Genomic DNA, 19,055 nt, shown 5'->3' with positions numbered 1-19,055 from the left:
CCGTCCTGGAGGAGTGAATGAGTGTGCAGGCGGCCGAATCGGCGCGGCTCGGCCCGTTCCGTATCGTCGGCACGGCTGATGCCCACGCCTGCTTCGACGGTGCGCGTCGCCGTATCGCCCGGGACGATCGCACGGGCCGCACGGCCGTGTTGCTGCTGCCCGCCGTAGAGCTAGCAGAGGACCCGGGGTACCGGGTGCGGTTTCGCGCGGAGGCCGAGAACTCCCGTCGGCTCACCGGCTTCTGGGCGGCCCCGGTCATCGATATCGCTCCGGCTCATGAGGACCTCCCGTGGGTCGCCTATGACTGTTTCCCCGCTCTGTCGCTCGAAGAGGCGCTCGCCGCGTCCAAGGGGCCGTTGCCCGAGCCCACCGTGCGTGCGCTGGGCACGGTCCTCGCCCAGGCCCTCGCCGGTTGGCATGCGAGCGGGCTGGTGCACGCGGGGATCTCGCCCGCGACCACCCTCCTGATGGCGGACGGTCCGCGGCTGACCGGCTACGGACTGGTGCGCGCGGCGGCGTTGGACGGCTCCGAGCGCGCCCACCCTCCCGGAGTCGACCCCTTCAGCCTGCCGCCCGAGCAGCGAGGGGGTGGCCGACCCCGCCCGGCCGGAGACGTCTACGCGCTGGGCGCCGTGCTCAGTTACGCGGCCACGGGACGCGCGGATCTCTCGTACGCATCACGGGCGGCATTGCCGGAGGCGATGGGCGGCCTTATCACCGCATGCCTCTCGGCCGACCCCGAAGCGCGCCCGCAGCCGGTCACCGTCGCCCGGGAACTGAGTGCCTCATGGTCCGCGGACGCCTCGGGCGGACTGCCGACCTCCGTTGTGGCAGCCCTCGGCGAGCTGGCCGCGGCATATCCCGCGGAGCCCCCGGGGAGCGGCGCCGAGGCTGCGACCGAGCCGCGCACGGCAGCGCGGCCGGGTCCCTCCCGGCGCGCTGTGACGATCGGTGCCCTCTCGGGTGTGGCCGGACTCGGTCTCGGGGCGGGCGCGGTCGCCGGATGGCGGGCGGCCGGGGAGGAGCCGGGGCCCCGCGCCACGAATCTCCGAGGGATCGCGCCCGCTCCGTTGTGGCGATATGACTTCGGAGGTGAACTGCAAGAGGACCCGCTTCTCTGGCAGGGAAGGATCGCGCTCGTCAACACGCTCAAATCCGTGACTGCCCTGACGCTGCGGACCGGCAGAGCGCTCTGGTCACGCCACGATCTCTATCCCGATCCCCTGTCCACCATCGTGCTGCTCGGCGACGGAACGTTCATCTCTCCGGACACGTCCGCCTTCTCCGCGGTCTCGCTGAGCACAGGCCGGATCAAGTGGGTGGAGAGGCGATACAACGGTATGGACGCCCCCTCGGTCTCGACGTTTCTCGCGGCCGACAAGAACGCGCTGTGGTTTCTGATCCAGGGGAGCTCCGAGGAAGGGGCGTCAGCCGACGAATGCGCGGTGGTCGCCTATGACCTCAAAAAGCGCAAGGAGCGATGGCGCACTCCGCTGCCCGAAGCGTTCCAAGGCGACGATGGTGACACCGTCGCGTTCCTGCTCGAGAGCATGATCCTGGTTCCCAGGACTGGTGAGACCATGCACGACGGGCCTGTGTCCTATCTGGCGCTGGACCGCCGCAACGGCCGGAAGCTGTGGACCCGGACCTACCGGGGGGAAGACGATTCTCCCGAGTCGCGTCTGGTGACCCCCGGGAATCTGCTGATCACCTGCGACGGCGATGGCATGAGGGCCCACGACATCGTCAGCGGCAAAGAGCGCTGGCGGGTCAGGACGGGAAGAACGACGGCCGGTGCTCCGGTGATGCATGGGCGTTCGGTCTACGTCACCGATATGGACGCCATCACCTACGCCGTCGACGTACGCAGCGGAAAACCACGGTGGCGGCGTCGAAGTCCCGTGCCTCTCAACTCCTTCGGAACCTCGGGTGAGACCGCGGTGAGCCATGCGGGCACCACCGTCTTCCAGTCGACCGAAGCCGAGATCGAGGCGCTGGACGCGTCGAACGGTGCGCTGAAGTGGAGGTTCGCCCCTGCTGACAGAGAGCAGGCGACCGCCTTTCCCGGCCGCGTCGTGGGCACGGCACCCGGCATGGCCTTCGTTCTGAGTGACCGTGTCCTCTACGCGCTTCCGGTGGACTGATACCGATGGTCTCCCCACTCGCACATGACGATCCGCAGGCCATCGGCCCGTACACCCTCATCGCCCGGCTCGGCAGCGGAGGAATGGGCACGGTCTATCTCGGGCGTTCGGCCAAGGGCCGCACGGTCGCGCTGAAAACCGTGCACGAGCACTTCGCCGCGCGGACCGAGTTCCGCAGCCGCTTCCGCCTGGAGGTCGACGCCGCCCGGATCATCGGCGGGCAATACGGCGCTGAGGTCATCGACGCCGACTCGCTCGCCCCGACGCCGTGGCTGGCGACCGAATACGTCCTCGGCCCGCCGCTCGACGAGGCGGTGGTGCTCTGCGGTGTGCTGCCCGAATCCGCCGCACGCGTCCTGGGCGCGGCGCTGTGCGACGCACTCGCCCAGCTGCACCGCTCCGGCGTCGTGCACCGCGACCTCAAGCCCTCCAACATCCTGCTGACCGCCCTCGGTCCCAAGGTCATCGACTTCGGCATCGCCCGGGCAGCCGGAGACGACCGGCTGACCCGCACGGGCACGACGGCCGGAACACCCGCCTACATGTCACCGGAGCAGACGATCGGCGGCGAACACACGGCGGCGGGCGATGTGTTCGCGCTGTCCGCCGTGCTCGCCTTCACAGTGAGCGGCAGCCCGCCCTTCGGCAGCGGACAGCCTGCAGATCTGCTCTACCGGGTCCGGTACGCGGAGCCCGACCTGTCCGGTGTGCCGGACGGGCTGCGCCCCGTGCTGGCCCGAGGTCTGGCCAAGGATCCGGAGCAGCGCCCGAATACGGCGGAATTCAGGACGCTGCTCCATGACGGGGGCGGTGACTTCGCGGAGCACCTCCCGGACGGCCTGCTCGCGGACATTGCGCGGCGCAGTGCGGCCGTATGGGAGATCCAGCCCGCCCGACTGCCCGTACCGGAGGAGGAGTTCACCACTCTGACGTCCGCGTCGCGACGGCCCCGCGTCAGCCGCCGCGGGCTGCTCGCCGTCGGCGGCGGCGTGCTCGCCGCGGGCGGCGCGGCGGGTGCCTGGGGGCTGCTCGCCCGTGATGACGACAGCGCGGGCCCCTCGGGGGAGGGGCCGTCCCCGACCGCGTCCGGAGGAGCACCGCGCATGGTGTGGAAGGCCTCCGTCGAGGACCTCGGAGACGCGGTCCCGCTCCCGGTCGGCGACGACTTGGCCCTGGTTTCGGAGGGGGCGCTCCTCTGCGTCGACGCGAGGACCGGCGAGCGGCGCGCGGAGAGCGAGCTGGTGGGCGGCGCGAAGGCCGTACTGTCGGACGGCGAGCGGCTGTTCGCGTTGGACGGGAGCGACCCGCGGCACCTGGTGCCCATCGACCTCACCACGGGCAGCTTCCGGACACCACTGGCCCGGCTCGATGGCGTCGACGCGCTGGAGACGCGCCTGGTGATCGCCATTGGCCGATCCCTGGTTCTGGAGGGGAAGTCCAGCAAGAGCTGGGTGCGGATCGCCGTCGACTCCCGGACCGGCAAGCGGTTGTGGCGCCGCCCGATGCCCACTCCGGCGGACACTTTCGCCGACCTGATCGCGACCCCCATTGGCTCGTCGTTCCTCCGCACACAGGGGGCGTCGGCCTCCCTGATCGACGCCCGCACCGGGGCGACCCGCTGGTCGGTGCGGATCCCCAAGAAGTACTCGAGCGGCATCTCCACGGGGACGCGCCATGCCCTCTCCTCGGACCACCTGTTCCTCGGCACGACGGAAGTGCTCGCGCTGCGCCTCTCCGACGGCAAGATCACGTGGAGCTTCGGCAAGGGCCGGAAGTTCGGCGAGGATTACGACCCGGTCCTCCCCCACTACGGCCCGCCGATCTACAAGGGTGGCGTCGTCTACACGACGGAGCGCGATAACGGCCTCATCGCCCTGGACGCCCGCAGCGGCCGCCTGCTGTGGGAAGAGGACAAGTCCACCGCCTTGTCGCTCTCTTTCGGCGCCACCTCCGCCGTGAACGGGAACTACTTCTACGCCTCGCCGAACAACGACGCCCAGTGGATCGCCACGATCGACCTGCGTACGCACCGCGTGGCCTGGACCTTCCAGACCTCCTTCGGCGACCAGGGGTCTTCGACGATCATGACGCTCCCCAGGGCCAAGCGGCTCATCGTCGTGCGCGGCCCCAACGTGTGCGCTCTCCCACTCGACGAGTAGCGGTGGTCCATCCGCTCATCGACCATCCCCACCCCATTCCAGGAGCCCCATGAACCCCCTCGGCACCGGCGATCCCCTCCGCCTCGGCCCGTACCGCCTCACCGGCGTGCTCGGGGCCGGCGGGATGGGGCAGGTGTACCTCGGGCGGGACGCGGCGGGCCGGACCGCGGCCGTCAAGGTGCTGCGGCCCGAGCTGGCGCACGATCCGGAGATGGCCCGGCGCTTCCTGCGCGAGGCGTACGCGGCGCAGGCCGTGCGCAGCGGCGGGGTGGCGCGGGTGCTGGCCGCGCAGACCGAGGGCGGACGGCCGTGGATGGCCACGGAGTTCCTGGTGGGGCCCACGCTCGACCAGGCCGTCGAGCGGTACGGGGCGCTCGCCGAACCCGCCGTCAGGGCACTGGGCGCGGCGCTCGTGACGACGCTGCGGGAGATCCACGCGGCCGGGCTCGTACACCGCGACATCAAGCCGTCGAACATCGTGCTGACCTCGCGCGGCCCCAGGATCATCGACTTCGGTATCGCCCGTCCCGAGCACGGGCTCACCCTCACCACCACCGGACAGACGCTCGCCACCCCCGGCTACGCCGCGCCCGAACAGGTCCTGGGGCGGCGGACCGGGCCCGCGGGGGACGTGTTCTCCCTCGGCGTGGTCCTGGCGTACGCGGCGGGCGGTCGGTCGGTCTACGAGGGCGGGCATGTGGCCGCCGTGCAGTACCAAGTGGTGCACGGCGAACCGGAACTGGGCGCGGTGCCGGGGGACATACGGGCCTTGGTCACACCCTGCCTCGCCAAGGAGGCCGCGGAACGGCCCGCGCTCGACGCGCTCGCCGGGGCGCTGGCGCCGCCCCGCGGCGCCGGGCGCGCCTGGCGGACCGGGCCGCTCGCGGAGGACATCGCACGGCGCGAGAAGGACGCCCGCCGGATGGCCACCATGCCTGGCGACGAGCCGTCCCGCCCCACCCGGCGCAGGCTGCTCACCACCCTCGCCGCGGGCGGCGCGGTGCTCGTGGCGGGCGGCGGGGCCGGGGCGTGGTGGCTGTCGCGCGACGACGAGGCCGCGGCGGACGGTGCGCAGCCGTGGGACGCGAAGCCGCTGGCGAAGTACGACGAGGGCACCGCGCCCTCGCCCCTGTGGGGCCCCGTCGACCTCGGTCCCCTGAAACTCGCCGACCGGGCCGTGCCCGACCCGCTCCCCGTCCGCGACTTGGTCGTCGTCGCGGTGACGGACGGTCGGCTGCGCGGCTACGGCGTGACCGAGGGGAAGCCGCGGTGGACGACGTCGATCACCGGGCTGCGGGGACGGCTGCTGGCACTGGGCGACGAGGGTGTCCTCGCGGCCGACGCCAAGGGCGTGGTGCGGATGCTGAGCGCGAAGGACGGCACCCAGCGGTGGAAGGCCGAGGGTGCCGACGCGGCGGCGCTGCTGGCCGTGGACGAGAGCGCCGTCTATCTGGTCACGCGGGCGGGCCGGGTGCGCGCCGTCGGCCTCGACTCGCACCGCACCCTGTGGACGGCTCCGAGACCGGTACGGTCCTCCGGCAACAGCCCGGCGGCGGCCGCGGTGGCCGACGGACGCCTGGTGGTGTACGGCACCTTCGGCGAGGTGGTGGCTTTCGACACGGCGAACGGCAAGGTCGTCTGGGGGCCCGACAAGCGCGGCTCCACGTCCCTCCCGCCGGTCATCGTCGACGGCACGGTCTACCTGGGCGGGCGAAGCCTGGCCGCTCTGACGCTGTCGGACGGCAAGGAGAACTGGGCGCATGCCGCCGTCGGCGAAAGCGGGTGCAGCGCCCCGGCCGTGCGGAAGGGCGTCGTGTACACCGTTGACGGCACCGATCTCTCCGCACGCAAGGCTGATGGCGGGTCGGACCTGTGGACCATGCCCTTCGCTTCCCAGGACCACTCTCTGGGCGCCCCCGTGGCTGTGGGGAACAGCGTGTGGGCGGTGGCCGACGCGGAAGGCACAGGAGGGGTACAGGTCGCGGACGTCCGGGAGGGGAAGGCGGCTTGGCCCTATACCGCGGGTACCGTCGGCAACTGGCAGCCGGCCGCGGCCGGGAACCGCGTCTTCCTGCTGCACAACCGGACACTGACGGCCATGCCGGTGTTCTAGGACAGCCGCCTCAGGACAACTGCTTCACTCACCACCACACCGACGCGATCATTCGGAGACTCCCTTGGACAGCGACGCGCTGGACGCGTACATACGGGCCCGGCTGGCACTGGCCGGGGTCGACATCGACCAGCTCCCGGACGTGGCCGACCCCGAGACCGGCAGCCCGACCCGGGCCGTGATCATGGTGGCGCTGCGCGAGTTCGTCGCCACGACGCCCGGCGCGCTGGCCGAGTGGACGCCGCCGACGGGCGGCGTGGGCGGCGCGCTGGGGGCGGCGTACGCGCAGCAGGAGGCCGCGCCGCTCGCGTACCCGTCGATCACCACCGCCTGGACCGGGGAGGCGGACCGCTGATGGGCCGGGACCTCAACCGCCGTACGTTCCTCGCCGCTTCGGCCGCCGCCGGGTCCGGTGGCGCCCTGGCCGCGTCCGCCGCACCCGCCGCCGCGGCCCCGGCCCGTACGCCCGCGGGGCCCACCGCCCCAGCCCCGCCCGCCGTCGCCGTGCCCGACCTGCCGGTGCGGGAGGCGGCGCGGCACGACCCCACGGAGGCCACGCTCGCCGAGGCCGTCGTCCTGATCCGCACCGGGCGGCTCACCTCCGCGGATCTCGTCCAGGCGTATCTGGACCGCATCGAGAAGTACGACAAGACCTACCAGGCGTACGCCGAGGTGACCGGGAAGCAGGCGCTGCTCGCGGCCTACGCGGCGGACCGGGCGAACCGCGGCGGGGACGGAAAGGGCGGGCCGCTGGCCGGGGTTCCGCTGTGCGTCAAGGACAACTACTTCACCAAGGGCGTCCCCACCCGCGCCAACTCCTTCATCTTCGAAGACTTCGTGCCGGTCACCGACGCCACCGCCGTCGCCCGCCTCAAGGCGTCGGGCGGCATCCTGCTCGGCAAGGGGCAGATGGGACCGCTGGCCACCACCCGTGCCACCACGCCCAACGGCATGATCACCACCGTCAACGCCTGGACGCCCGACAATCCGCTCATCGACCCCGGCGGTTCGTCCACCGGACCGGCCTGCGCGGTCGCCGGACGGATGGCGTCGTCCTCCATCGGCACCCAGACCGGCGGTTCGATCGTCAACCCGGCCAACCGGCAGAACCTCACCGGCCTGAAGCCCACGATGGGCCGGGTCTCCCTGAACGGCGTCATCCCGCTCTCGTACACCCGGGACCACTGCGGACCGATCGCCCGCGACGCGATGGACGCGGCGATCATGCTGACGGTCATGGCCGGGCCGGACGCCGAGGACCCGCGGACCCAGGGCCTGCCGCGCCTGCCCCATCTGGTGCGCGCGGCCACCCCCGTGGTCTCGTCCAAGGGGCCCAAGGGGAAGGTACGGCTCCGTCGGCCCACCCGGATCGGCGTGCCGCCGGGCTTCACCGACGGCATCGCCCGGCGCTCGGCGCTCCTGGACACCCTGGCGGATCTGCCCGGCGTCACCCTCGTGGAGATCCGTTACCCCACCGACTGGTCGCTGCTGACCGGTAGCGCGTTCAACGCCGCCCGCCTGAGCGAGCGCGCCGAACCGTTCCGGCACTGGCTGCGCGAGGATCTGACGAAATTCGGCGTCTCGGTGCTGGGCTGGCTCCAGGGGCTGATGCTCTCCGGCGACGAGTGGATCACCGCGCAGCGCGCCAAGCACCATCTGCTGCGTGCGGTGCTCGACGGTCCGTTCGACCACTGCGATGTGCTGCTGCAGACCAGCCCGGTACCGTTCGACATCCTGGGCCTGCCGGAGATCGGCTTCCCTATCGGCTTCACCGCCGGTATGCCGACCGGCGCGATCCTGGGTGGCGCTCCGTACGAGGAGGACCGTCTGCTGGAGGTGGTCGCCGCCTATCAGGCGGTCACCGACTGGCACCGGCGGCGCCCGGCGGACCCGGCGCTGGAGCCCGTCAAGCGCGTCGTCCGCCCGCTGCTGGACGCCGTGGAGGCCGCGGCCGCCAGCGCGTAGCGACGGGGGCCACGGCATGCGCGGCGACGGCCTGGCGGACCCGGGTCGGGACACTGGTACTCTGTGTGCTGGCCGTTTGCGTACGCGCCCCCGGAGCCTTCCCCGAAGGCCCTGGAGACAGCGCCCAGCGGACCCCGCCTTCCGAGTCACGGAAGATCCCCTGAGACACCGACCAGGGGCACTCGGCGGCAGAAACAGAGAAACCAAGGAGTACGCGTGTCGCTCGACGCCGTTACGAAGAAGCAGATCATGACCGAGTTCGCCACGAAGGAAGGCGACACGGGCTCCCCGGAGGTCCAGGTCGCGCTGCTGTCGCGTCGCATCTCCGACCTGACCGAGCACCTCAAGACCCACAAGCACGACCACCACTCCCGCCGTGGTCTGCTGCTGCTGGTCGGCCAGCGCCGCCGGCTGCTGCAGTACCTGGCGAAGAAGGACATCACGCGCTTCCGCGCGCTGGTCGAGCGCCTCGGCATCCGTCGCGGTGCGGCGGGCGCCAAGTAAGTCGTCGTGAAGGGAGCGGCTTCCGCGTCAGCGGGCCGCTCCCTTTGCCGTACGCGGGCCCCTGAGCCGCGCCGTACGGCCATGTACGGAGCGTGTGTTGTCCACTACGTCCCGTACACGCCAGACCACACAGCCATCGTGATGACGGCTGAAGCTTTGTAGTCTGGTCCCAACAACTCCATAACGCACGAGGAGGAGCGCCTCATTCCCGCCGCACCGGCGCCATAGGAGCCGGTCCTCGGTAGTGGCTCCCGGAACTGGCAATTCCGGTGGCTTCGATCGAAGACCGGCCCGGCCGCCGGACAGCAAGGCCCAGAGGCGCTGCTCCACCACCGTCCACCGTCATACGGACGGGGACGCAGACGAGGAGATTTCCCTGGTGGAGAACGAGACCCACTACGCCGAGGCCGTCATCGACAATGGCACCTTCGGCACCCGCACCATCCGTTTCGAGACGGGCCGTCTGGCCCGTCAGGCCGCCGGCTCGGCCGTGGCCTACCTGGACGACGACACCATGGTGCTGTCGGCCACCACCGCTTCGAAGAACCCCAAGGACCAGCTCGACTTCTTCCCGCTGACGGTCGACGTCGAGGAGCGGATGTACGCCGCCGGGCGCATCCCCGGCTCGTTCTTCCGCCGTGAGGGCCGCCCGTCCGAGGACGCGATCCTCACCTGCCGCCTGATCGACCGACCGCTGCGCCCGTCCTTCAAGAAGGGCCTGCGCAACGAGATCCAGGTCGTTGAGACGATCATGGCGCTCAACCCCGACCACCTCTACGACGTGGTCGCGATCAACGCCGCCTCCTGCTCCACGCAGCTCGCCGGCCTGCCCTTCTCCGGCCCGATCGGCGGCACCCGCGTCGCCCTGATCAAGGGCCAGTGGGTCGCCTTCCCGACCCACTCCGAGCTGGAGGACGCCGTCTTCGACATGGTCGTCGCCGGCCGGGTCCTGGAAGACGGCGACGTCGCGATCATGATGGTCGAGGCCGAGGCCACCAAGCAGACCATCCAGCTGGTCCAGGACGGTGCCGAGGCGCCGACCGAGGAGCTCGTCGCGGCCGGCCTCGAGGCCGCCAAGCCGTACATCAAGGTGCTGTGCAAGGCCCAGTCGGACCTCGCCGCCAAGGCCGCCAAGCCCACCGGCGAGTTCCCGATCTTCCTGGACTACCAGGACGACGTCCTGGAGGCGCTCACCACCGCCGTCCGCGACGAGCTGTCCCAGGCGCTGACCATCGCGGGCAAGCAGGAGCGCGAGTCCGAGCTGGACCGCGTCAAGGCGCTGGCCGCCGAGAAGCTGCTGCCGCAGTTCGAGGGACGCGAGAAGGAGATCTCCGCCGCGTACCGCTCGCTGACCAAGACCCTGGTGCGCGAGCGCGTCATCAAGGAGAAGAAGCGCATCGACGGCCGCGGCGTCACGGACATCCGTACGCTCGCCGCCGAGGTCGAGGCGATTCCGCGGGTGCACGGCTCGGCGCTGTTCGAGCGCGGCGAGACCCAGATCCTGGGTGTCACCACGCTGAACATGCTCCGCATGGAGCAGCAGCTCGACACGCTCTCGCCCGAGACGCGCCGTCGCTACATGCACAACTACAACTTCCCGCCGTACTCCACCGGTGAGACCGGCCGCGTCGGCTCCCCGAAGCGGCGCGAGATCGGCCACGGCGCGCTGGCCGAGCGGGCGCTGCTGCCGGTGCTGCCGACGCGCGAGGAGTTCCCGTACGCCATCCGGCAGGTCTCCGAGGCGCTCAGCTCCAACGGCTCGACCTCCATGGGCTCGGTCTGCGCCTCGACGATGTCGCTGCTGAACGCCGGTGTGCCGCTGAAGTCCCCGGTCGCGGGCATCGCGATGGGCCTGATCTCCCAGGAGATCGACGGCGAGACCCACTACGTCACCCTCACCGACATCCTCGGTGCGGAGGACGCGTTCGGTGACATGGACTTCAAGGTCGCCGGTACCAAGCAGTTCGTGACCGCCCTCCAGCTGGACACCAAGCTGGACGGCATCCCGGCCTCCGTCCTGGCCGCGGCCCTCAAGCAGGCCCGCGACGCCCGGCTGCACATCCTCGACGTGATGATGGAAGCCATCGACACGCCGGACGAGATGTCCCCGAACGCCCCGCGGATCATCACCGTCAAGATCCCGGTGGACAAGATCGGTGAGGTCATCGGCCCCAAGGGCAAGATGATCAACCAGATCCAGGAGGACACCGGCGCCGAGATCACCATCGAGGACGACGGCACGATCTACATCGGTGCCGCCGACGGCCCGGCCGCCGAGGCCGCCCGCGCGACCATCAACGGCATCGCCAACCCGACGATGCCCGAGGTCGGCGAGCGCTACCTGGGCACGGTCGTGAAGACCACCACCTTCGGCGCCTTCGTCTCCCTGCTCCCGGGCAAGGACGGGCTGCTGCACATCTCGCAGATCCGCAAGCTCGCCGGTGGCAAGCGCGTGGAGAACGTCGAGGACGTGCTCGCGGTGGGCTCCAAGGTGCAGGTCGAGATCGCCGAGATCGACCAGCGCGGCAAGCTCTCGCTGCACCCGGTCATCGAGGGTGAAGACGACGACGACGCCAAGGACGACGAGGCGAAGGACGAAGCCGCCCAGTGACGTCCCGCGACGACGCGACGACGGCCCGCACCTCTTCGGAGGGGCGGGCCGTCGCCCGTACCCAAACGCTTCTCGCGGGCGAGAACGGCATCGGTACGGTCCGCAGGACCACGCTCCCGAGCGGCCTGCGCATCCTCACCGAGACCCTGCCGTCCGTACGCTCCGCCACCTTCGGCATCTGGGCGCATGTGGGCTCCCGTGACGAGACCCCCACGCTGAATGGCGCCACCCACTACCTGGAGCACCTGCTCTTCAAGGGCACCCGGCGGCGCAGCGCGCTCGACATCTCCGCGGCCATCGACGCCGTCGGCGGCGAGATGAACGCGTTCACCGCCAAGGAATACACCTGCTACTACGCGCGGGTGCTCGACACCGATCTGCCGCTGGCCATCGACGTCGTCTGCGACATGCTGACCGGCTCGGTGATCGACGCGGCGGACGTGGACGCCGAGCGCGGCGTCATCCTCGAAGAGATCGCGATGACCGAGGACGACCCGGGCGACTGCGTCCACGACCTGTTCTCGCACACCATGCTCGGCGACACCCCGCTCGGCCGCCCGGTCCTGGGCACCGTCGACACCGTCAACGGGCTGGGCCGCGATCAGATCGCCCGCTTCTACAAGAAGCACTACGACCCGACCCACCTGGTCGTCGCCGCCGCGGGCAACGTCGACCACGACGCGGTCGTCCGGCAGGTGAGCGACGCCTTCGAGCAGGGCGGCGCCCTCACCCGCGCCGCCGACGCGACCCCGGTCGCCCCGCGCGCCGGTTCCAAGGCGATCCGCACCGCGGGACGGGTCGAGCTGCTCAACCGCAAGACCGAGCAGGCGCACGTGATCCTCGGCATGCCGGGCATCCCGCGCACCGACGACCGGCGCTGGGCGCTCGGCGTGCTCAACACGGCGCTCGGCGGCGGCATGAGCTCCCGGCTCTTCCAGGAGGTCCGGGAGAAGCGTGGCCTCGCCTACAGCGTCTACTCCTACAACTCCGGCTTCGCCGACTGCGGCCTCTTCGGCGTCTACGCGGGCTGCCGCCCGAGCCAGGTCCACGACGTCCTCAAGATCTGCCGCGACGAGCTGGACCAGGTCGCGCGCGACGGCCTCACCGACGAGGAGCTGCGGCGCGCCATCGGCCAGCTCTCCGGCTCCACGGTGCTCGGCCTGGAGGACACCGGCGCGCTGATGAACCGCATCGGCAAGAGCGAGCTGTGCTGGGCCGACCAGATGTCGGTGGACGACATGCTCGCCCGCATCCAGTCGGTCACCCCGGACGAGGTGCGCGAGGTGGCCCGCGATGTACTGGGGCAGCGTCCTTCGCTGTCGGTCATCGGCCCGCTGAAGGACAAGCAGGCGGCCCGGCTGGACGAGGCCGTCGCCTAGCCGACGGAATCGAAGGAATCCCAGGAAGTCTCAGGAAGAGGAACGATGAGCAAGCTGCGCGTGGCCGTCCTCGGTGCCAAGGGCCGGATCGGTTCCGAGGCCGTACGAGCCGTCGAAGCCGCCGAGGACATGGAGCTGGTCGCCGCGCTGGGCCGGGGCGACAAGCTGGAGGCCATGGTCGAGGCGGGCGCCGAGGTCGCGGTCGAGCTGACCGACCCGGGCTCGGTGATGGGCAACCTCGACTTCTGCGTACGCCACGGCATCCACGGCGTCGTCGGCACCACCGGCTGGACCGACGACCGCCTCGCGCAGCTGCGCGGCTGGCTCGACGGCTCGCCCCGCACCGGCGTGCTCATCGCCCCGAACTTCTCCATCGGCGCCGTGCTGACCATGCGCTTCGCCCGCCAGGCCGCCCGCTTCTTCGAATCCGTCGAGGTCATCGAGCTGCACCACCCCAACAAGGTGGACGCCCCCTCGGGCACCGCGGCCCGCACCGCCCAGCTGATCGCCGAGGCCCGCCGTGAGGCCGGCCGCGCCCCGCAGCCGGACGCGACGGCCACGGGTCTTGAGGGGGCGCGGGGCGCCTCGGTGGACGGGGTGCCGGTGCACTCGGTACGCATGCGCGGGCTCCTCGCCCACCAGGAGGTCCTGCTCGGCGGCGAGGGCGAAACCCTCACCATCCGCCATGACTCCCTTCACCACAGCAGCTTCATGCCGGGCATCCTGCTCGGCGCGCGGCGCGTGGTCACCACCCCCGGCCTCACCTTCGGCCTGGAACACTTCCTCGATCTGGACTGAGGGCACACCGGTGCGCGCAAAGATCACGTATTTCGTTCTCGCGGCCGTCCTGGTCGTCTACTTCGTACTGGTCGGCGACCGCGGGGTGCTGCTCATCCGGCAGGGCACCCCGGTGACCATCGCCTACGGTCTGGCCGTCCTGGTGATGCCGCTCATCGGCGTCTGGTTCCTGTGGCAGACCACCCAGTTCGCGCGCAACGCCGACCGGCTCGCGCGCGAACTGGACGCCGAAGGCGGCCTTCCGGTCGACGAGCTGGTGCGGACGCCCGGCGGGCGCATCGACCGCGACTCGGCGGACGCGGTCTTCGCGAAGCGGCGCGCCGAGACGGAAGGCGCGCCGGAGGACTGGCGCTCCTGGTTCCGGCTCGCCGTCGCGTACCACGACGCCCGCGACACCGCCCGCGCCCGCAAGGCGATGCAGCGCGCCATCGCCCTCCACGACGGCAAGCCGGTCCGGTCCGGGAACAGCGCCTAGCGCCGGTCCGCCCACCCGTCGAGAGCGTCGGCGGCCGCGGCGAATGCCTCGGGGCGCCCCAGGAAATCGGTGTCATGGCTGGTGACCAGGGTCAGCGGGGCGCCGCCCGACGTCCGTCCGGCGAGCACCGCCTGCCCCTGCACGGTGCGCGGAAGGCCCAGCACACGTACCGGCTGCTGGGCCGTACGTATCGACGCGACGTCCTGCCAGGGGAGCGTCGTGGACGAGAACAGACCGGTCCGCCGCAGCCCCCGCTCGCTCACCCGGACGCCCGCCCCCACCAGCCGGAACGCGAAGGCGATCACCAGCGCCGCCGCGACGGCGCACACTCCTGCCGTGGACCCGGAGCCCGCCAGGACGATGATCAGCGCCGAGAAGAGGAGATACGAGGCGAGGAGCAGCAGCACCGCCGCCCCGCCGACCTTCCAGGGACCCGGCCGGTACGGACGGCGCCAGCGCTCCGGGTTCTCGTAGGTGACATCGGCATACGTGACGTCGACATGCGAGAGCGGGGCCCCTTCGGGCCCCGCTCGGTCGTCATCATGCGCGCGGTCGGCTGTCAGGAAGGGCAGGGGCACGAGATGTCCTCACTCACACACACGTCCGGTGGTCTGTGCTGAGCGAGGCTATCTCAGCACAGCTCAGCGCCTGTGCGATGCCTCCTGCACTTGCTGCTGAGTGGGGTGCGACTGACTGTCGAGCGCGGGCATCCCGAACATCAGAGCGCCGACGAAACCGGCGACGATCGTCAGTCCCATCAGCGTCCGGCCGGTTATCTCGGACCGGGACGCCCTGGGGCGGGGAGGAGGGGTGACATTACTGCGGTAGCGGTCGGCTTCGGCGACGAAGGCGAACGGTACGGGCTCTCGCCGGCGGAACATGAGCGGGCTCTCCTTGGAACCTCGAGCGCGGGCACTTCAGTGTGTAGGACGTGTGAACGGCCTTTCTGGTGCCCTGTTTCAAGAACTTCAGTCAAAATTTTCCGCGGGGGAGTACGGAGGCCCCCGCATGGGTCCGTACGGACGCTCCCGCGGGGTCCGGTGGAGCGGACCTGTCGGTGGTGGCCCGTAAGCTGGGGCCCGCCCCGAGCGATGCGATATGGAAGGACCCGTCGGTGAGTGAGACCCCCGCCGAGAGGCCGGTCGAGACCGAGAAGGCCAGTTTCCGCAGCGATGTGACCGTCGAGCTGGTGAAGCACAGCGCCGCCGACTCCGACGTCCTGTGGGCCGCGCGGGTATCCACCGCGGGTGAGCAGTCCCTCGAGGAGCTGACGAAGGACCCGGAGCGCTCCAAGGGGCTGATCAACTACCTGATGCGCGACCGGCACGGCAGCCCGTTCGAGCACAACTCGATGACCTTCTTCATCAGCGCCCCGATCTTTGTCTTCCGCGAGTTCATGCGGCACCGGGTGGGCTGGTCCTACAACGAGGAGTCCGGCCGCTACCGCCGTCTGGAGCCGGTCTTCTATGTGCCCGGCGAGGACCGCAGGCTGGTCCAGCAGGGCCGCCCGGGCAAGTACGAGTTCGTCGAGGGCACCCCCGAGCAGCACGCGCTGACCGGCCGCGCGATGGAGGACGCCTACCGCCAGGCGTACGAGGCGTACCAGGAGATGCTGGCCGCCGGGGTCGCCCGCGAGGTGGCCCGCGCGGTGCTCCCGGTCGGCCTGTACTCCTCGATGTACGCGACGTGCAACGCGCGCTCGCTGATGCACTTCCTGGGTCTGCGCACCCAGCATGAGCAGGCCGCCGTGCCCTCCTTCCCGCAGCGGGAGATCGAGATGGTGGGGGAGAAGATGGAGGAGGCGTGGGCCGGGCTGATGCCGCTCACGCACGCCGCCTTCAACGCCAATGGCCGGGTGGCTCCGTAGCGCGAGCGAGGTGTCCGTATTGCGGCGTTTCGAGAAGTTCATCTAGGCTGAACAAAGGGGCCCGGCACTGCTTGAACCCCCGAGCAGGCAGTGCCGGGTCCTCTTCGGCGCCGCTCTTCCGCCGCCCCGAGGGAGCGCTGCGGGGCGCGCTACGAGTAGCGTGGTGCCCATGGCACCGACATCCACATCGCAGACCCCTTTCGGGCGGGTGCTGACCGCCATGGTCACGCCATTCACCGCTGACGGAGCGCTCGACCTCGACGGCGCCCAGCGGCTCGCCACTCATCTGGTGGACGCCGGCAATGACGGCCTGATCGTCAACGGCACCACCGGCGAGTCCCCGACCACCAGCGATGCGGAGAAAGCCGAGCTCGTACGAGCCGTGGTGGAGGCGGTCGGCGACCGCGCCCACGTCGTAGCCGGAGCCGGTACCAATGACACCGGGCACAGCGTCGAGCTCGCCCGCGCGGCGGAGCAGGCGGGTGCCCACGGCCTGCTCGCGGTCACGCCGTACTACAGCAAGCCCCCGCAGGAAGGCATCTTCCTCCACTTCACCGCCATCGCGAACGCCACCGGCCTGCCGGTCATGCTCTATGACATCCCCGGCCGCAGCGGCGTCCCGATCAGCACCGAGACCATGGTCCGGCTCGCCGAGCACCCGCGCATCGTCGCCAACAAGGACGCCAAGGGCGACCTCGGGCGTGCCAGCTGGGCCATCGCACGCAGCCGCCTCGCCTGGTACTCCGGCGACGACATGCTGAACCTGCCGCTGCTGTCGGTCGGCGCCGTGGGCTTCGTCTCCGTGGTGGGCCACCTGGTCAGCCCCGAACTGCGCGCGATGCTCGAAGCCCACCTCCAGGGCGACGTCGCGAAGGCAACGGAGATCCATCAGCAGCTGCTCCCCGTCTTCACCGGGATGTTCCGCACCCAGGGCGTCATCACGTCGAAGGCCGCGCTCGCCCTCCAGGGCCTGCCCGCGGGGCCGCTGCGCCTGCCGCTCGTCGAGCTGACCCCCGACGAAACGGAACAGCTCAAGCGCGATCTTGCCGCTGGCGGGGTACAGCTCTAGTCAAAGAAGCGACAGTCGCACCTTCATACTTCACAACTGCATAGAGACACATCAGCAAGTGCACGAATGTCACGCGCGCCATGTGCCCCAGGGGGCATGTGGCGTGTGTGGTGAGGAGAGTCTTTTGAGTCATCCGCACCCTGAGCTCGGCTCGCCGCCGAAGCTCCCGGAGGGTGGCCTGCGTGTCACCCCGCTCGGCGGCCTCGGCGAAATCGGCCGCAACATGACGGTCTTCGAATACGGTGGACGGCTGCTGATCGTCGACTGCGGGGTGCTCTTCCCCGAGGAGGAGCAGCCCGGAGTCGACCTGATCCTGCCGGACTTCACGTCCATCCGGAACCGCCTCGACGACATCGACGGCATCGTGCTCACCCACGGGCACGAGGACCACATCGGCGGTGTGCCGTTCCTGCTCCGCGAGAAGGCGGACATCCCGCTGATCGGCTCCAAGCTCACCCTCGCACTGATCGAGGCGAAGCTCCAGGAGCACCGCATCCGCCCGTACACCCTCGAGGTGGAGGAGGGGAATCTGGAGCGGATCGGCCCCTTCGAGTGCGAGTTCGTGGCGGTCAACCACTCCATCCCGGACGCCCTCGCGGTCGCCATCCGCACCCCGGCCGGCCTGGCCGTGCACACCGGCGACTTCAAGATGGACCAGCTTCCGCTGGACGGCCGTCTCACCGACCTGCCCGCCTTCGCCAAGCTCGGCGAGGAGGGCATCGACCTGCTCCTGTCGGACTCCACCAACGCCGAGGTGCCCGGGTTCGTCCCGCCGGAGCGGGAGATCTCCAACGTCCTGGGCCAGGTCTTCGCGAGCGCCCAGAAGCGCATCATCGTCGCGAGCTTCGCCAGCCATGTGCACCGCATCCAGCAGATCCTCGACGCGGCCCATGAGTACGGGCGCCGAGTGGCCTTCGTCGGCCGCTCGATGGTCCGCAACATGGGGATCGCCCGCGACCTGGGCTATCTGCGGGTCCCGGCGGGCCTAGTGGTGGACGTGAAGACCCTCGACGACCTCCCGGACGACGAGGTGGTGCTCGTCTGCACCGGGTCCCAGGGCGAGCCGATGGCCGCGCTGTCCCGGATGGCCAACCGCGATCACCAGATCCGCATCGTCCCGGGCGACACGGTGATCCTCGCGTCGTCGCTCATCCCGGGCAACGAGAACGCGGTCTACCGCGTCATCAACGGGCTCACGCGCTGGGGCGCGCACGTCATCCACAAGGGCAACGCCAAGGTGCACGTCTCCGGCCATGCCTCGGCCGGTGAGCTGCTGTACTTCTACAACATCTGCAAGCCCAAGAACCTGATGCCGGTCCACGGCGAATGGCGCCATCTGCGCGCCAACGCCGAACTGGGCGCCCTGACCGGGGTCCCGAAGAACCGTTGTGTCATCGCCGAGGACGGAGTGGTGGTCGACCTCGTCGACGGCATCGCGAAGATCACCGGCAAGGTGCAGGCGGGCTATGTGTACGTGGACGGCCTCTCGGTCGGCGACGTCACCGAGAGCTCGCTGAAGGACCGCCGCATCCTGGGCGAGGAAGGCATCATCTCGGTCTTCGTGGTCGTCGACAGCACGACCGGCAAGATCGTGGGTGGTCCGCACATCCAGGCCAGAGGCTCCGGCATCGAGGACGGGGCCTTCTCCGCGGTCATCCCGAAGATCGAGGACGCACTGGCCAAGTCGGCTTCCGACGGCGTCGCGGAGCCGCACCAGATCCAGCAGCTCGTGCGCCGCGCCGTCGGCAAGTGGGTGTCCGACAGCTACCGCCGGCGCCCGATGATCCTCCCCGTGGTGGTCGAGGTCTGACGCGACCTCAGCTCCAGGAGGCGCTGAACCCCGGGCGGGGCTCCCCGATTTGCATCGGGGAGCCCTGGAAGTAGTGGATCTTCCCCTGCTGCACATACTCCTTGAACTGGGCGAGGGTCGGCGACGGGTCGCTGCCGTTGAAGCCGCCGATGGCCATCACC

Annotated in this window: 15 protein-coding genes; 13 read left to right on the top strand and 2 right to left on the bottom strand. The window is 70.5% G+C overall.

Annotated features, from left to right (window positions below; translation table 11 throughout):
- The first annotated feature begins 17 nt into the window (after positions 1 to 17).
- The 10 genes from ABZ370_RS43270 (at position 18) to ABZ370_RS43225 (ending at position 14,148) form a co-directional block, all read left to right on the top strand.
- Positions 18 to 2,144, top strand: coding sequence for a PQQ-binding-like beta-propeller repeat protein (locus ABZ370_RS43270; RefSeq protein ID WP_358633868.1), 2,127 nt, complete (start codon positions 18 to 20; stop codon positions 2,142 to 2,144).
- 5 nt (positions 2,145 to 2,149) lie between these two features.
- Positions 2,150 to 4,303 carry a PQQ-binding-like beta-propeller repeat protein gene (locus ABZ370_RS43265; protein WP_358633865.1) on the top strand — a complete coding sequence of 718 codons (2,154 nt, stop codon included), beginning with the start codon at positions 2,150 to 2,152 and terminating at the stop codon, positions 4,301 to 4,303.
- 49 nt (positions 4,304 to 4,352) lie between these two features.
- Entirely contained in the window at positions 4,353 to 6,416 is a 2,064-nt protein-coding gene (locus tag ABZ370_RS43260) for a PQQ-binding-like beta-propeller repeat protein (protein ID WP_358633862.1), read from the top strand.
- 64 nt (positions 6,417 to 6,480) lie between these two features.
- Positions 6,481 to 6,771 carry a hypothetical protein gene (locus ABZ370_RS43255; RefSeq protein ID WP_358633859.1) on the top strand — a complete coding sequence of 97 codons (291 nt, stop codon included), beginning with the start codon at positions 6,481 to 6,483 and terminating at the stop codon, positions 6,769 to 6,771.
- Positions 6,771 to 8,381, top strand: coding sequence for an amidase (locus ABZ370_RS43250; RefSeq protein ID WP_358633856.1), 1,611 nt, complete (start codon positions 6,771 to 6,773; stop codon positions 8,379 to 8,381). The genes ABZ370_RS43255 and ABZ370_RS43250 overlap by 1 nt, the downstream gene beginning before the upstream one ends.
- 216 nt (positions 8,382 to 8,597) lie before the next feature.
- Positions 8,598 to 8,885, top strand: a complete 288-nt coding sequence (rpsO, locus tag ABZ370_RS43245; protein WP_358633853.1) for a 30S ribosomal protein S15 — start codon at positions 8,598 to 8,600, stop codon at positions 8,883 to 8,885.
- Positions 8,886 to 9,264: 379 nt separating this feature from the next.
- Positions 9,265 to 11,496: a polyribonucleotide nucleotidyltransferase gene (locus tag ABZ370_RS43240; RefSeq protein ID WP_358633850.1), complete on the top strand. Its 2,232-nt coding sequence runs from the start codon at positions 9,265 to 9,267 to the stop codon at positions 11,494 to 11,496.
- A complete protein-coding gene (locus tag ABZ370_RS43235) occupies positions 11,493 to 12,875 on the top strand; it encodes a pitrilysin family protein (RefSeq protein ID WP_358633847.1) in 1,383 nt (460 codons plus the stop codon). Before ABZ370_RS43240 ends, ABZ370_RS43235 begins: the two co-directional genes overlap by 4 nt.
- Before the next feature lie 45 nt (positions 12,876 to 12,920).
- On the top strand, positions 12,921 to 13,673 hold the full coding sequence (gene dapB / locus ABZ370_RS43230) for a 4-hydroxy-tetrahydrodipicolinate reductase (protein ID WP_358633844.1): 753 nt from the start codon (positions 12,921 to 12,923) through the stop codon (positions 13,671 to 13,673).
- 10 nt (positions 13,674 to 13,683) lie between these two features.
- A complete protein-coding gene (locus ABZ370_RS43225; protein ID WP_358633841.1) occupies positions 13,684 to 14,148 on the top strand; it encodes a tetratricopeptide repeat protein in 465 nt (154 codons plus the stop codon).
- On the opposite strand, the gene ABZ370_RS43220 is transcribed toward ABZ370_RS43225, so the two are convergent.
- Both ABZ370_RS43220 and ABZ370_RS43215 read right to left on the bottom strand, forming a co-directional pair.
- Positions 14,145 to 14,726: a PH domain-containing protein gene (locus ABZ370_RS43220; RefSeq protein ID WP_358633838.1), complete on the bottom strand. Its 582-nt coding sequence runs from the start codon at positions 14,724 to 14,726 to the stop codon at positions 14,145 to 14,147. The genes ABZ370_RS43225 and ABZ370_RS43220 overlap by 4 nt on opposite strands.
- Positions 14,727 to 14,789: 63 nt before the next feature.
- Positions 14,790 to 15,029 (bottom strand): hypothetical protein, encoded by a 240-nt coding sequence (locus ABZ370_RS43215; RefSeq protein WP_358633835.1) that lies wholly within the window; start codon positions 15,027 to 15,029, stop codon positions 14,790 to 14,792.
- A gap of 233 nt (positions 15,030 to 15,262) precedes the next feature.
- Between ABZ370_RS43215 and thyX the strand changes: the two genes are divergently transcribed.
- The 3 genes from thyX (at position 15,263) to ABZ370_RS43200 (ending at position 18,894) form a co-directional block, all read left to right on the top strand.
- Positions 15,263 to 16,015 (top strand): FAD-dependent thymidylate synthase, encoded by a 753-nt coding sequence (gene thyX / locus ABZ370_RS43210; RefSeq protein WP_358633832.1) that lies wholly within the window; start codon positions 15,263 to 15,265, stop codon positions 16,013 to 16,015.
- Between the two features lie 169 nt (positions 16,016 to 16,184).
- Positions 16,185 to 17,084: a 4-hydroxy-tetrahydrodipicolinate synthase gene (gene dapA, locus ABZ370_RS43205; RefSeq protein ID WP_358633829.1), complete on the top strand. Its 900-nt coding sequence runs from the start codon at positions 16,185 to 16,187 to the stop codon at positions 17,082 to 17,084.
- A 124-nt stretch (positions 17,085 to 17,208) separates the two neighbouring features.
- Positions 17,209 to 18,894 carry a ribonuclease J gene (locus tag ABZ370_RS43200; protein ID WP_358633826.1) on the top strand — a complete coding sequence of 562 codons (1,686 nt, stop codon included), beginning with the start codon at positions 17,209 to 17,211 and terminating at the stop codon, positions 18,892 to 18,894.
- Positions 18,895 to 19,055: the final 161 nt, after the last annotated feature.

This window comes from Streptomyces sp. NPDC005962, assembly GCF_040629205.1.
In the GTDB taxonomy this organism is placed as follows: Bacteria; Actinomycetota; Actinomycetes; order Streptomycetales; family Streptomycetaceae; genus Streptomyces.
This window is presented reverse-complemented; position numbering and strand designations above follow the sequence as displayed.